The organism is Caballeronia sp. LZ001, from assembly GCF_031450875.1.
GTDB lineage: Bacteria > Pseudomonadota > Gammaproteobacteria > Burkholderiales > Burkholderiaceae > Caballeronia.
Genome location: NZ_JARTVX010000003.1, coordinates 1,171,175 through 1,185,339, shown reverse-complemented (window position 1 = coordinate 1,185,339; position 14,165 = coordinate 1,171,175). Strand labels below are relative to the sequence as shown.

General features: G+C 60.3%; 12 protein-coding genes. 7 read left to right on the top strand and 5 right to left on the bottom strand.

The annotated features are described in order from the left end of the window. Nucleotide 1 precedes the first annotated feature (1 nt). The 3 genes from P9292_RS09875 to P9292_RS09865 are packed head-to-tail and all read right to left on the bottom strand — an operon-like array spanning nt 2 to nt 2,230. Nucleotides 2–589, bottom strand: coding sequence for a flavin reductase family protein (locus P9292_RS09875; protein ID WP_244830878.1), 588 nt, complete (start codon nt 587–589; stop codon nt 2–4). 1 nt (nt 590) lies between these two features. After that, on the bottom strand, nt 591–1,280 hold the full coding sequence (locus P9292_RS09870; protein WP_250510995.1) for a GntR family transcriptional regulator: 690 nt from the start codon (nt 1,278–1,280) through the stop codon (nt 591–593). An 11-nt stretch (nt 1,281–1,291) separates the two neighbouring features. Continuing rightward, on the bottom strand, nt 1,292–2,230 hold the full coding sequence (locus P9292_RS09865; RefSeq protein WP_309958706.1) for a polysaccharide deacetylase family protein: 939 nt from the start codon (nt 2,228–2,230) through the stop codon (nt 1,292–1,294). A gap of 120 nt (nt 2,231–2,350) precedes the next feature. Here P9292_RS09865 and P9292_RS09860 point away from each other — a divergent pair, with 120 nt between their 5' ends. From P9292_RS09860 to P9292_RS09845, 4 genes are read left to right on the top strand one after another with little or no spacing between them, the layout of a single operon-like run. Next, entirely contained in the window at nt 2,351–3,538 is a 1,188-nt protein-coding gene (locus P9292_RS09860; protein WP_309958705.1) for an ABC transporter ATP-binding protein, read from the top strand. Nucleotides 3,539–3,586: 48 nt separating this feature from the next. After that, nucleotides 3,587–4,900, top strand: a complete 1,314-nt coding sequence (locus P9292_RS09855) for a PotD/PotF family extracellular solute-binding protein (protein ID WP_244830874.1) — start codon at nt 3,587–3,589, stop codon at nt 4,898–4,900. Between the two features lie 44 nt (nt 4,901–4,944). After that, on the top strand, nt 4,945–5,859 hold the full coding sequence (locus P9292_RS09850) for an ABC transporter permease (RefSeq protein ID WP_244830873.1): 915 nt from the start codon (nt 4,945–4,947) through the stop codon (nt 5,857–5,859). A gap of 1 nt (nt 5,860) precedes the next feature. Further along, nucleotides 5,861–6,766, top strand: coding sequence for an ABC transporter permease (locus P9292_RS09845; protein WP_309958704.1), 906 nt, complete (start codon nt 5,861–5,863; stop codon nt 6,764–6,766). A 44-nt stretch (nt 6,767–6,810) separates the two neighbouring features. Here P9292_RS09845 and P9292_RS09840 read toward each other — a convergent pair whose 3' ends face one another. Further along, nucleotides 6,811–8,667, bottom strand: a complete 1,857-nt coding sequence (locus P9292_RS09840) for a tannase/feruloyl esterase family alpha/beta hydrolase (protein ID WP_409015140.1) — start codon at nt 8,665–8,667, stop codon at nt 6,811–6,813. Nucleotides 8,668–9,122: 455 nt separating this feature from the next. Between P9292_RS09840 and P9292_RS09835 the strand changes: the two genes are divergently transcribed. After that, nucleotides 9,123–9,653 carry a hypothetical protein gene (locus P9292_RS09835; protein WP_250469272.1) on the top strand — a complete coding sequence of 177 codons (531 nt, stop codon included), beginning with the start codon at nt 9,123–9,125 and terminating at the stop codon, nt 9,651–9,653. A gap of 540 nt (nt 9,654–10,193) precedes the next feature. Further along, nucleotides 10,194–12,347: a hypothetical protein gene (locus P9292_RS09830; protein WP_309958703.1), complete on the top strand. Its 2,154-nt coding sequence runs from the start codon at nt 10,194–10,196 to the stop codon at nt 12,345–12,347. Nucleotides 12,348–12,398: 51 nt separating this feature from the next. Here the strand turns inward: P9292_RS09830 and P9292_RS09825 are convergent, their stop codons facing one another. Next, nucleotides 12,399–13,175, bottom strand: a complete 777-nt coding sequence (locus P9292_RS09825; protein WP_309958702.1) for an NAD(P)H-dependent oxidoreductase — start codon at nt 13,173–13,175, stop codon at nt 12,399–12,401. Between the two features lie 73 nt (nt 13,176–13,248). On the opposite strand from P9292_RS09825, the gene P9292_RS09820 reads away from it, so the two are divergent. Further along, entirely contained in the window at nt 13,249–14,160 is a 912-nt protein-coding gene (locus P9292_RS09820; RefSeq protein ID WP_409015139.1) for a LysR family transcriptional regulator, read from the top strand. Nucleotides 14,161–14,165 lie beyond the last annotated feature (5 nt).

Genomic DNA, 14,165 nt, shown 5'->3' with positions numbered 1-14,165 from the left:
GTTACAACTCGAAGCGGTCGCGGGTCGTCACGTAATCGCTTGCGCCGAAGCGCCCGACCGGAAAGTAATGCTGTAAGCGCACGCGCCAGGTGTCGAGGTCGATGAGTTCGTCGCGTGCGTGCAGCATCAATACCTTGCCGATGAAGATGTGCCGGCTCGCGGTTTCCAGCGTTTCCCACAACACGCATTCGAACGCGACGGGCGCCTCGGCGATGCGCGGCGGCTTCACGCGCAGCGACGGCAGCGCGGTGAAACCAACCGCGTCGAGTTCGCTGACATCGGCGGCGAAGCGTTCGCCGCAGCGATGCATCTGCTCGGCGATGGCTTCATCGGCGAGATGCACGACGAATTCCTTCTCGCGCGGGACGTTCGCGGCTGTGTCTTTCAACGTGCCATCCGCGAGCCGGTTGATGCTGATCATCACGATGGGCGGTTCCTCGCCGAGCATGTTGAACATCGAGAAAGGCGCGGCATTCACGGTGCCATCCGCACCGAGCGTGGTCACGAGCGCAATGGGCCGTGGCACGATGAGGCTCGCCATCAGCTTGTAGCGCTGGTATTCGGTGATGGCCTCGAAGTCGATTTCCATGTCATTGCACCTTTTCAATGCCGAGCAGATGCGCAAGGCTCTTGGTGCCCGGCATCCGTGTGGTTTCTATACGCGCTTCGAGTCCCTGCAGATGCGCGCTCATATGCGCCGCCGCGCCTTTTGCGTCGCGTCGTTCGAGGCAATCGAGAATGGCGGTGTGCTCGTCGTGCTCGCAAGGCGCGTTGCCCGCCGGTTCATAGACGCCAACGATAAGCGAGCAGCGCGAGACGAGTTCGTTCAGATACTGCAGCAGGATGGCATTGCCCGCGAGCGCCGCGATGCGCAGATGAAACTCGCTCGCGAGGCGCGCCCATGACGGTTGATCGAAGCGGTGCATCGCTTCGTGTTCCTGGTTGAGTTGCTCGCGCAAGGCGGCAATGTCCGCGCTGCTCGCGCGCTCCGCCGCGAGTTCGACGAGCGCGCGTTCCACCGAGCGGCGTGCTTCGAACACCTCGCGCGTTTCCTCGCGCGTCGGTTGTGCGATCACCGCGCCCTTGTTGGGCCGCAACACCACGATGCCGTCGTACGCGAGCTTTTCGAGCGCGCGCCGGACCACTGCGCGGCCCACGCCGAAGAGCTCGCACAGTTCCGGCTCGGGCAGCTTGGTGCCGGGCGCGAGACGCCGGCTCAGCACGCCGTCGAAGATGCTTCGATAGATGCGCATATCGGCGGCATCGGCTTGATCACGCATGCGCGGCGAGCTCATGCGGCGCGCGCGGCCGTGCTCGCCGCCTGTTCCATGTGCCGCGCGATTGCGCCGGGCGTGGTGAGCCAGATGTCGTTGCGCGCCGCCGCGATATGCGCGAGCGCGCGCCGTAAATGACGCAAGCGATACGGTTGCCCGACGATATACGGATGCAGCGCAATCCCCATGACGAGGCCCTGCGGCGTGCTCGCGCGTTGCGTCTGTTCGACCATTTCATCGAACTGGTCGACGATCATGTCGGTGAACGCGCACATGTCGAGATGCCGCGCCATGATCATCGGCAGATCGTTCAGCTCTTGCGGATAAGGCACGGACCACAGCGCGCCGTGACGTGTTTTCATGCGCACGGGCCGGTCGTCGTGACACCAGTTGAGCGTGTAGCCGTAACCCGTTTCGGCAAGGAGGTCCGGCGTGTGATGCGTCTCCGAGATCCACGGCGATAGCCATCCTTGCGGCATCACGCCCGACTCCGCAAGGATGCGTTCGCGACAGTGCGCGAGCAGTGCGCGCTCGCCGGCTTCGTCGAAATCGCTCTGACGCTCGGCGTTCGTGTGACCGTGCGCGATGAGTTCATCGCCCCGCGCCACACATGCTTCGATCAGCTCGGGGCAATGATCGTAGAGCGACGTGTTGACGAGCGTGCCCGCGGGCATGTCGAGCGCATCGAACAATTCGATGCAACGCCACGCGCCCACGCGATTCCCGTACTCGCGCCAACTATGGTTGAGAACATCCGGTTGCGGCGATAGTGGTCCGAGCGCGGCCCCCAGTCCTTCGCCGAACGCAAAGTGTTCGAGGTTGAAGCCGAGATAAACCGCGAGACGCGCGCCGTTCGGCCAGCAATACGGCTCGCCATGATGAATCGCTTGATAGTCGAAACGGCCGTGCGATCGGAGTACATCGGGATTGAAGTCGCTCATTGTCGATGAATGCATGAACCGGTTTGGTTACGTCGTGCCCCAAGGCGGACCTGTTGCGCACCGCGAACGTACACGCCTCGCGTCGCGACGTGCCGACGATCGAGGCTTGCGATCGTGTGCAATATGCGAGCCAACGTGTCGACACGCATGCTGCGCTACGCGTTGCATGCGATGAAGCCGAACCACGACAGCAAATGGCATATGTCTTGCAATGGCTTCGCGCTGCAAGCCATTTCCCGTCAGCGCGTTCATAAGGACAAGCCTTCATGGTTCAGCCGGGCATCAACCGTGGTTCACGCGACAGCCGCCGATATCGAACTCGTTCACGTGACGAAGCGCTATGCGGATTCCGTCGCCGTCGATGCGATCGACCTGCGCATTCCCGGCGGCGCGTACTGTTGCCTGCTCGGTCCTTCGGGATGCGGCAAGACATCGACCTTGCGCATGATCGCGGGGCACGAGTGGATTTCCGAAGGCGATGTGCTGATCGGCGGGCGCAACGTCACGCGCGAACAGCCGGCCGCACGCGGCACCGCGATGGTCTTCCAAAGCTACGCGCTCTTTCCGCATCTGTCCGCACTCGATAACGTCGCCTTCAGCCTCAAGATGCGCGGCGTCGCGAAGGAAGCACGCAGAAAGCGCGCGGGCGAACTGCTCGAACTCGTTGCCATGTCGCCCTACGCGAACCGCAAGCCCGCGCAGCTTTCCGGCGGGCAGCAGCAGCGTGTGGCACTCGCGCGCGCCTTGCTCAATGAACCACGCTGTCTTTTGCTCGACGAACCGCTCTCCGCGCTCGATCCTTTCCTGCGCGTGCAGATGCGCGCCGAACTCAAGCGCTGGCAGAAAGAACTGGGCATCACTTTCGTGCACGTCACGCACTCGCAGGAAGAAGCAATGGCGCTCGCCGATCTCGTCGTCGTGATGAGTCACGGTCATATCGAACAAAGCGGCACGCCGTTCGAAGTCTTCAACCGGCCGCGCACCGAATTCGTCGCGCGCTTTCTCGGCGGCCATAACGTGCTCGGTTCGAAGGGCGGGCTTTTCACGGTGCGTGCGGATCATCTGCGGATCGCGCCGCAGGGCACGACCCCCGGCACGAGCGCGGGCGAGGGAGGATTGAGCCGTATCGGCGGACTCGCGTGCACGGTGCGCGAGGCCGAGTATCAAGGCACGCATGTGCGCATGACGCTCGTGCCGCTCGACGGTTCCCCCGAACTCGTTTCTATCGTCAGCGATGCCGACTACGACGCCGAGCGCCTCGGCCCCGATGCGCGCGTGACTGTCTGGTGGGATCAACGCAACGCGCATCCGCTCGCGGCGTGATGCGCGCTTGAGCCAAACACATCAAAACCCGAAACGAGGAGGAAGGCTATGAGCAATGACAACGCACGTCCGCAAGCGACTCAGGAAATCAAAGAGACCAAAGAGGAACTGGAAAGCCGCGGCCGTACGCGCCGCACTTTCATCAAGGGCGCCGTGGCGGCGGCGGGCATCGCCGGGTTCCCTTACGTGCATGCGCAAGAGAAGATCACCTTGCGCTATCTCGGCACGGCGGTCAACCAGAGCGCGGACATTGCGAAGAAGTTCAAGGAAGACACGGGCATCGAGATTCAATACATTCCGGTGACGACCGATGACGTCACCAAGCGCATCATCACGCAGCCCAACTCGTTCGATATCGTCGATACCGAATACTTTTCGCTCAAGAAGCTGATTCCGGCGGGCACGCTGGCCGGCATGGATGCAAAGCGCATCAAGCTCGCGGACAAGATCACGCCGGTGCTCACGAAGGGCGAAGTGAACGGCAAGAAGATTGGCGATCAGGGCACGGCCCCGAAGAAAGTGATGTTCTTGAAGGGCGCGCGCTCGACGGAGTTCTCCGCGACGCCTACCGAATGGATGACGCTCATTCCCACGACGTATAACGCGGATACGCTCGGCATTCGCCCGGACCTCATCAAGCGTCCGGTCAACACGTGGGCCGACTTGTTGAATCCGCAATTCAAGGGCAAGGCGGCGCTGCTCAACATTCCGGCTATCGGCATCATGGATGCGGCAATGGCCATCGAAGCAATGGGTCAGGTCAAGTACGGCGACAAAGGCAACATGACCAAGGCCGAGATCGATCAGACCATCAAGGTGCTGATCGAAGCGAAGCGCGCAGGTCAGTTCCGCGCCTTCTGGCGCGACTTCAACGAAAGCGTGAACCTGATGGCATCGGGCGAAGTGGTCATTCAGTCGATGTGGTCGCCCGCAGTCACGAAGGTGCGCACCATGGGTATCGCCTGCACGTTTCAGCCGCTGAAGGAAGGTTATCGCTCGTGGGCGTCGGGCTTCGGCTTTCCGCGTTCGCTGCAAGGCAAGAAGCTCGATGCGGCCTATGAGTTCGTCAACTGGTTCCAGGACGGCTGGGCGGGCGCCTATCTGATGCGTCAGGGTTATTACCCCGGCGTGACGGAGACGGCCAAGACGCACATGCAGGCTTACGAGTGGGACTACTGGATGGAAGGCAAGCCCGCGACGCAGGACATCAAGGCACCCGATGGCCAGTTGCTCGAAAAGACCGGCGCGGTGCGCGACGGCGGCTCTTATACCCAGCGCATGGGCGCCATTGCATGCTGGAACGCGGTGATGGACGAGAACATCTACATGGTGCAGAAGTGGAACGAGTTCATCGCCGCCTGATGTTCACGTGAGGTTCACATGATGCACACAAGGAGCATTTGCTGATGGCATCCGTCGAGTATTTGTCGCAAGCGAAGGAAGCGCCGAAGCGTCATCGGCGCGTGAGCGCATGGTTGCAGGCCACGCCGCTCACACTCACCTTCGTGCTGTTCTTCATCGTGCCGCTCGTGATCACGTTGATCGTGAGCTTCTGGGATTTCAACGAATATCAGATCATCCCGGCGTTCACGCTCAAGAACTATGTGGCGATCTTCGACGGTTGCAGCTCCTTCACCGATGTCTGCGTGACCTTCAAGACATATTGGTCGACGCTCAAGTTCTGCGCAATGGTGTGGGCCGTGACGCTCGTGCTCGGATTCTCCATTGCGTACTTCCTCGCGTTTCACGTGCGCACCACGGCCATGCAGACCATTCTCTTCTTGCTCTGCACGATTCCGTTCTGGACGTCCAACGTCATCCGCATGATCTCGTGGATTCCGCTGCTCGGCCGTAACGGGCTCGTGAATCAGGCGCTGATCAACGCGCATCTCATCGATCAACCGCTCGAATGGCTGCTGTATTCGAACTTTTCGGTGGTGCTCGCGTTCGTGCATCTGTTCACGTTCTTCATGATCGTGCCGATCTTCAACGCGATGATGCGTATCGACAAGTCGCTCTTGGAAGCCGCGCGCGATGGCGGGGCGAGCGGCTGGCAGGTGATCCGCGATGTCGTGTTGCCGCTCTCGAAGACCGGAATCGTCATTGGCTCGATCTTCGTCATCACCATCGTGATGGGCGACTTTCTCACAGTGGGCGTAATGGGTGGACAGCAGATTGCGTCGGTGGGCAAGATCATTCAGGTGCAGACGGGCTATCTGCAATTTCCCGCCGCGGCGGCCAACGCGATCATTTTGCTGGCCGTCGTGCTGATGATCGTGTGGGCGCTCACGCGTGTGGTCGATATCAGGAAGGAGCTTTGACATGGCCAGCGGCATTGCGGGATTGAAGAATCATCGGGAGCACCGGCCCGCCAGCTTTTACTGGCTCGCGTTGCTGTTCGGCTTGTTCGTGCTATTCCTGTATGGACCGGTCATCACCATTTTCATTCTCTCGTTTCAAGGTCCCGAAGGCGGTCTGACCTTTCCCATGCGCGGCGTCTCGCTGCACTGGTTCGAGCAGTTGCGTCAGGGTGTGGGCGATATCGATATCTGGGCTTCGTTCGGCCGCTCCGTGAAGCTCGCGCTCGCGGTCACGGTGCTGACCGTGCTGTTCTCGGTCACGGCGGGTCTCGCCTTCAGAAGGCGTTTTCGTGGCGATACGGCCGTGTTCTACGTGTCGGTGGCGAGTCTCATCATGCCGTCGATCATCGTGTCGCTCGGTATCGGTCTCACGTTTCGTCTGCTCGACAACGTGATCAAGTATCTGGCGAACGAGTGGGGCTTTACTTCCTTCGCGGATTCGTGGACCACGTCGATGGGCCTCTTCACCTCCGCGCTCGGCGCCCATCTGACGTGGACGCTGCCGTTTGGTTTGCTCGTGATGTTCGCTGTCTTCAACCGCTTCAATCCGGCTTACGAGGAAGCGGCGCGCGATCTGGGTGCATCGCCGTGGCAGAGCTTCAGGAATGTGGTGTTGCCGATCATCGGGCCATCTGTCATTGGCGTGGGAATGTTCGGCTTCACGCTGTCATGGGATGAAATCGCGCGGACGTCCCAGGCTATCGGCGAGCAGAATACGTTGCCGCTCGAATTGCAGGGCCTGACGACATCGGTGACCACGCCGGTCATCTATGCGCTCGGGACCATGACCACGCTGATGTCGCTGGCGGTCATGGTCGGCGGCTTGTTGATCGTGAGGGCGGTGACCAGGCGCCGGACTTCGAAGTAGGCGCCGGCGCTTTCCTCACGTGCGATCAATGCAATCAAGTGCGATCACCTATGATCGTGCTCCCAGCGGCCGTCGTTCCAGCCGTTTTCGTCGTCATGACCGGTATGAGCGGCGTGCCAGTGGTTGCCGCCCTTGCACACGAGTTGCGATCCGTTTGCGCTGCATGACGCTTCATAGCCCGGCGAATAGAGAAACTCGCCGACCCAATGCGGATTCACGTTGGTGTTGCCGGGGTTGTACGCGACGAAGTTCGCTGCGTCGTCCGTGCTGCCCGAGCCCGTGTAGCGCGCTGCCAGCGGATACGGAAACACCGGACGCGTGCGCGTGGTCTGCCCGGTCGTATCGACGAGCGATGCCACGATCTTGCCCGGCTTTGCGCCCGTTTCAACCCACGCCATGGCGGGCGTCAGCATGTCGAAGGTGCTGGGACCGTCGCCGCCGCCGCAGTGCGCAACGCCCGGGAACAGATACAGCTTCGCGAACTTCTCGACGCGCTCGTCGCCCATGTATTCCTTCATCTTCGCGTAGTACTGCAGCGTCGATTGCGGCGAGATGTGCTGGTCTTCCAGGCCGTGCCAGAGAATCAGCTTGCCGCCGCGTCGATGAAAGTCACTCAGATCGGGATCGGTTGCAGCGAGATAGTTCGACGTCTGCACGGTCTTCCAGAACGATTCGACAGTGAACTTCAGATCGCTGAACGCGGCGTTCGGGCGCGAGTCGTTGAAGTAGTCGAGGTATGCCAGGAACGGCATCACGAAGTTGATGCTGCCGCTAGGTCCGGCGTCCGTCGCGGGCACGAAGAGCGACCATTGCAATTCCGAACCCCATTCACGCGCGATCGGCTGTTCGAGATGACGGCCATACTGATCCGTCGCGCCATCGTGAATCTTGCGCACCACCGCGGCTTGCGCGGGCGTGAGACACGTGGCGTCGGGCTGTCCCTTCGCACACACGAGACTCGCGGGATCGAAATGACAAGCCTGCGGATTGTCGATGATGCCGTCCGTCACGCCGTCCTGACCGTCGCACGACTTCAGCACGGCGGCGTGGATCATCGGCAACTTGTCGGCGAGCAGAATGTACTTGCCCGTCTTCTCGTCGATGTTGACCGCCGCCGCCCAGCCGTGGTGGAACGTGTTCTGCACGATCAGATCGTTGGCCGGCGCGCCCGCGACGATGCCGTCGAAGTCGTCGGGATAGCGTTGCGCTTCCATCAGCGCTTCGCGTCCGCCGTCTGAGCAGCCGTCGAAATACGAGTACTTCGGAGCGCGCGCATAAAACTTGTTGATGATCGCCTTGGATACCTGCGCCGTGGCGTGCTCCGCGCGATAAGCAAAATCGATCTTGGCTTTCGGATCCAGCGCCCATGCGCCATCGTTGCCGCCTTCGTGGCCCATGTCGGTGGCGGAGATGGCGATCTGGCCGTTCGTGACCGGCACGCAGGTCGATGCCATCGGCGCGCTGATCGAGAGATTGCCGCACAGACCGCCGCATCCCGTTTGCAGATAGCGCTGCGTCCAGCCTTGCGTCGGCAAGCGCAATTCAAAGAGCGATGCGCCAGGGCCTATGGTTCCCTTGATATCGCACACTTCGGAAGGCAGTCCGGGTCCAGCCGTCGCGCCTGGAGGCATGCCGGGGTTGCTGATGACCGTTCCTTTTGCAAGGACCGTTGCCGAGGTGATGGTGACGGTACCATCGGTGACGCCGCTTAGATCGAGCGTGGCGACTGCCGCGCAGTTCATCGCGGGAAGGATCGAGGGGAGGTCGGCTAGACCGCTTGAATTGGCCGCCATTGCTTGAGGCGCCATGAATACGCATGTCGTCAAAAGAGCAAGCCACGCATAGAGCGTGCGGATGCATCGTCTGAGTAGGGCGGGGTTGCTGCAGAGTAATCGCATCATCGTCTCCTGAGGTCGTCGGGTCACTTTCCAGCGAGTACGGAGGATGACGAAAGAGTTTCGCTATAGGGAGAGGGCGTATACCCGGCAACCCTGCTTAGTCGGCGCTCTAAAGCGTCAACGTTTGCGGCGCCGGCATGCTGCACCAAGGCGGAGCGGACATACCGCGCTTCCGGTGACCGATAAACAAAACAGATAGCCAGGCAAATGATACGCAAGGAAAGCGTCCTTCGTGCCGTACGCGGCTTCACCGAGACGCTTCGCCTGACTCATGCTAAAACGCTTCGAAGGCATCGAATCTGTTTATCGGGCACCGCATGGTCTTGCTGCGCAACGCCGCGCCAAATCACGCTGACGTGCATTTTCCGGCCCATGGGCATGGTTAACCCATCCTTTGCGTTATCAAACACAGGGACTAGCTTGCGTCATCGCCTGATAACCATTCCGGAGAAGCGTCCATGAGTAGCAACCTGCATCCGAGCGGCAGTCAGTTTCCGAACGGCATTGCAACGCCCAAGCCTACGAGCGCGTCGTCGGCCATACGCGCCGGTGTAGCCGGTGGTCTGGCGGGCGCCGTCGTCATCTGGATCTACGAAGCTTTGATTTGGGTAGGCGTACAGCATCTGATGCCCCTCGCGGGCATTCCGCGTAACGCGACCGGGCTGGTCTTCGGGAAAGCGTTTCAGGAAGCGAGCGGCATTTGGGCGTATGTGATTGGAACGGGTATTCACTTCGTGTTCGCCATTGCTTGGGGCATTCTCTTCGCACTCGTCTGGCCGTACTTTCGCCGACGCGGCTACGAGGCAACGTTCATCGCATTGTTCTATGCCGTGCTCGCGTGGATAGTGATGCATGTCGCCATCATGATCGCTTCGGACAATCACCCGAATTACTATGATCCGGCTGTCGTCATCGGCGGATTCATGTCGCATATCTTCTTCACGGTGCCGCTCGCGCTTATCGTAAAGCGCAAGATGGAAGTGCGTTAGGCGTTTAGCCTATCGATCGGTCCGCAGCGGCTTGCCTCGTTCGAGGCGCATGAGCCGTTCGCGGATTGAGTCTCGCTGTTATCCGATTCAAATTCCCTTATTGCAGCGCGAAAGCAGACGGCATGGCAGAAGACGCATGCCGCGTTTCTTTCATCTCGCGCAGAAGTCGACTTTCTTGTCACTTCGCGGTGAAAGCCCACATTGGTTTGTAGCCGAAAAAATGAGTAAACGGTTTCCTTTTTGTTTCCGAAACCCTGACTCCGTGCAAAACCATGCCCTTGTCTTGCCGGGTAATCCCCTATCAAGTCGTTAAATAAAACGTTTGACAGCATCGGCTTACAAAGCCTAAATTTGGAAAACGTTTTCCGGTGAAGTTCGCTAACTCAAGCTCGGGGCTTCATTCAAATCATTTTTAATCTTCACCGATTCCGATGAAAAACTTCGGAAGGCCAAATAACGTCCGGTCGATCAAGCGCTCAGAGGACGCGCAAAAAGGAAACCCCCGCACTACCCACATTCATAACTAAAGACGGAGACAACATGAATCGAAACAGGCAAATCACGCGTGCGTTCGCGCTCGGCACGCTCTCGGCGCTCGTCCTCGCTGCATGCGGTGGCCATGACTCATCGGATGGTTCCACGCCGCCGCCCGCCGCTGTGGCGGCTAATTCGCTTCAAGCCGTGGTCTACGGCGCGAACGACACGAGCGTGCCCGCCGGCGCCGGCGTCCCCATCACGATGATGGGCCAGATGCGCGCGCTCTTCGACCTCATCCGCAAGTCGCCGGATTTCACTCAGGTCGTGATGGATCTGGGCGATGACAGCCCCGTGCACGTACTCGATACCAACACGGGCGAAAAGTTCTTGCCGGGCAAGCTGGCGCTCGGTCTGTCTTACATCCTCATCGACATGAAGAAGAAGAGCGACCCCAAGTACGCCGACTATCTCGCAACCTATCAGAAGATAACCACGGCGATGATGGCGCAGTCCGCGAGCGGCGACTACGTCTACGCGAACACGTCCTGGGGCGAGTATTACTATCTCGTCGCCCTCAACAATTTGAAGGCGAACGGCATGCTGAACGAAGTCTTTAGCGATGCCATGCTCAACACGTTGCAAGGCCGCCTCACGTTCTGCGACATGTTCGGCCCCGATGCAAGCGGCAAGGACAATACGTGCCCGGCTGGCGGCGCGTCTATCGACGTGGCTTCGCTCAACACGGCGCAGAATTACTATGCGGTGTCATATGGCATTGCCGGGCTGAGACAGAAGCTCGGCTGGAGCAATCCGGGCTTCGTCTCCACTTCGGACCCGGCGGTTGCGACCATGGGCGCGCGCGATGCGCTGCTGTACACGTTAACCAAGCATATCCGCAATGATTCGTCGGGCGGCTTCTCGGATGAGGCATCGAACACGCATACGACCTACTACGATCAAGCGCGCTTCGACCGCTACAGCACGCTGCTTATCGCGGAGACGGTCGAGCGCAGTCTCGAGATGGGCAACGAAGCGAATTTGACGCCTGAATTGAAGGGCTATTTGCGCAAGTCGATCGATCTGATTCTGCCGCAGATCAATCCGGACGGGCAGGGCTTCAACTACGGCCGCTCGATCGGACCTTACGGCGATTCCGCTTTCATGGAGATTCTCACGGCCGCAGCCAACGCGGGCGTGCTGAGTGCCAAGGAGATGCAGGTCGCCTACACGTTCATCTACAAGGCAGCGCTGCGCTTCGACACCTTTTGGTACGACCCGAACCTGCCGACGCCGTCCGTGAACATGTGGGTGAAGGGGCGCGGCACGGACACATATCGCGGCAAGCCTCGCGTGATGGGCGAAAACTTCAGCCTGCTGCATCAGTACATGTACGTCAACGCGTGGTGGAGCAAGCTCGGCTTCGGCGGCCAAGCCCCCATGAGCGACAGCGATTTCAAAGCATGGCGCGATGCATTGCCTCATTACACGCTCACGTATTACAACTTGCCGAGCGACAGCGCGCATCCGTATAACGCGGCGTTGCTGACGGTGCGTGATGGCGAGCGTGTGATCAACCTGAATCTGAGTCAGGCGCCGGACTACAACTCGTATTCGCCGTACTATCCGGTGCCGTTCTCCGACAAGCTCATCTACGGCACGACCGACCTGGGTTACGCCTTGCTGATTCCGCAAGTGACGTACAACGGCAAGACATACATTCCGGTGACGTACTACAAGAATCTGAGCGTGCAGGAGAGCAACGGTCAGGTGACCGTTTCCTTCGATACAACGAAATTCCGTCAAGCGACCAAGAACGCGGCGTACACGACCGATATCGACCTGCAAGCGCACACGGTGCTGACTTTCGCGCATGGCACGATCACGCGTACGGACACATTGAGTTCGGCCACCCTTGCGGCGCCGCTCGCGGTGGAAACGGACTTTACCTCGTTCGCGGACTTTCAAAGCACGGCGGCGGGCGCGAACGGTAACTCGGTCACCTACGCCAATAGCGCCGCGACGAGCTATGCCACGAGCGGCTTCGATGCTTGCGCGCTGTCGAATTTCGATGTCGCGAACGGTGTCACCAATCCGCTGTCGACTACGCCTGTCGGCCAGTTGCACTCGAACTTCGCATGCAAGACGAATGCGTTCTCTCTTGCGGGTGGCGCGCAACGCAACTTTAGCTGGACCTTGAAGTACGCGGACCCGAACTGATCCTCGTGCAAGGCAAAGCGGGCTCCTCTTGCAAAAGGAGCCCGCTTCTTTTTATTCGACGTGCGCGGCAAATCCGGTCTGTCCCGCAGCATGCTCGTCTTGCAAGGTCAATTGCGGAATGCGGTAGTCGCCATGATTCTGCCGTCTATAAGCAATCGGCGCGTGGTCCCAGAGGGTGTCTAGCCGTTCTCCGAGCGCATCGCGCGTGGCCTCGAAACGCGTTTCATCCATCTTGCTCGTGCGATACACCACGAACGGTGGCACCACGTCGAAGCCCGGATAGAACAGCATGCCGTGCTGGATCGGGAAGAGGATATCGTCCATCGGGCCGTTGATGCCGCGCGCGTCGTAATGCGATTCCCAACCGCCGGTCGTCACGATGATCATCGCGCGTTTGCCCGACATCATGCCTTCGCCATAACGATCGCCCCAGTGCGTGTCCGAGTGTTCGCCCACGCCGTAAGCGAAGCCATAGGCATAGACGCGCTCGAACCAGCCTTTCATGATGGCGGGCATGGAGAACCACCACATCGGGAATTGCAGTATCAATGCGTCGGCCCAGCGCAGCTTGTCCTGTTCGATTTCGATGTCGCGGCTTTGCAGGCCGTTTGCGAACGCGTGTTTCGAATCGAGACTGGGATGAAACGGCGCGTCGGTGTTGCGCTCGCGCACGTCGTTCGCGTCGAGCGTCGTCTTCCAGTTCATCTCATACAGGTTCGACACCTGCACCGTGTGGCCGTTATCGCGCAGGCGCTGCACGGTAAAGTCGTTGAGGGCGCCGTTCAACGAGCGGCGTTCGGGGTGGGCATAGACGATCAGCACATTCATGGCTGCAACTCTCCGGGCTCGTATGACCGCCAGACTAGTGCGGATGAAGGTATATTGGAAATGAATAGTCAATATGCCAGGCATTTCGATGGATAATATTCTCCGCAGACTCGATCTCAATCTGCTCGTGACACTCGACGCGCTGCTCGCCGAACACAACGTCACGCGCGCGGCCGAACGGCTGAACTTTTCGCAGCCTTCGGTGAGCGTGCATCTGGCGAAACTGCGCGATATCTTCGACGATCCGCTATTGCTGCCCGGCCCGCGCGGCATGCGTCCGACTGCGCGCGCCGAGGGTTTGCGCGAGCCATTGCGCGAAGCGCTTGCAGCACTTGCGCGCGCGGTGTCGCCGGAGCAGGCGTTCGAGCCGGCGAGCGCGGAGCTTACGTGGCGTATAGCCGCAACCGATTACAGCGAGTCCACCGTGCTCATGCCGGCGATAAACGGCTTGCGGCTGGCCGCACCGCGGACGCGCATTGCCGTGCTCGAAGCCACGCCGCCGCGTCTCGCGCGACAAGCCGAACGCGGCGAGATCGATCTTGCGTTTCATATCACCGAAGGCGCGCCACCGGGTCTGCACCGGCAGGCGCTTTTTACCGAACGCTATCTGCTGGTGGCAAAGAAGGGGCATCCGCGTCTCAAGCGCAAACCCAGCCTCAAGCAGTTTTGTGCGCTCGAACATGTGATCGTGTCGCCGGACGGCGGAGGCTTCTTCGGTCCGACCGACGAAGCGCTCGCGGCACTCGGCGTCGCGCGTCGCGTCGTGCTGTCCGCGCCGCATTTTCTCTTCGTGCGCTCGCTGATTGCATCGACCGATCTCGTGGGCATGCTGCCATTGCGGCTAGTCGAGCACGATGCGGCGCTGCACGTGGTGGACGCGCCAATCGAAGTGTCCGGCTATGAAATGTCGATGTTCTGGCACGAGCGCGTGCATCGCGATCCGGCGCATCGGTGGTTGCGAGACTTCATCGCCGGATCGGTATGACGCGC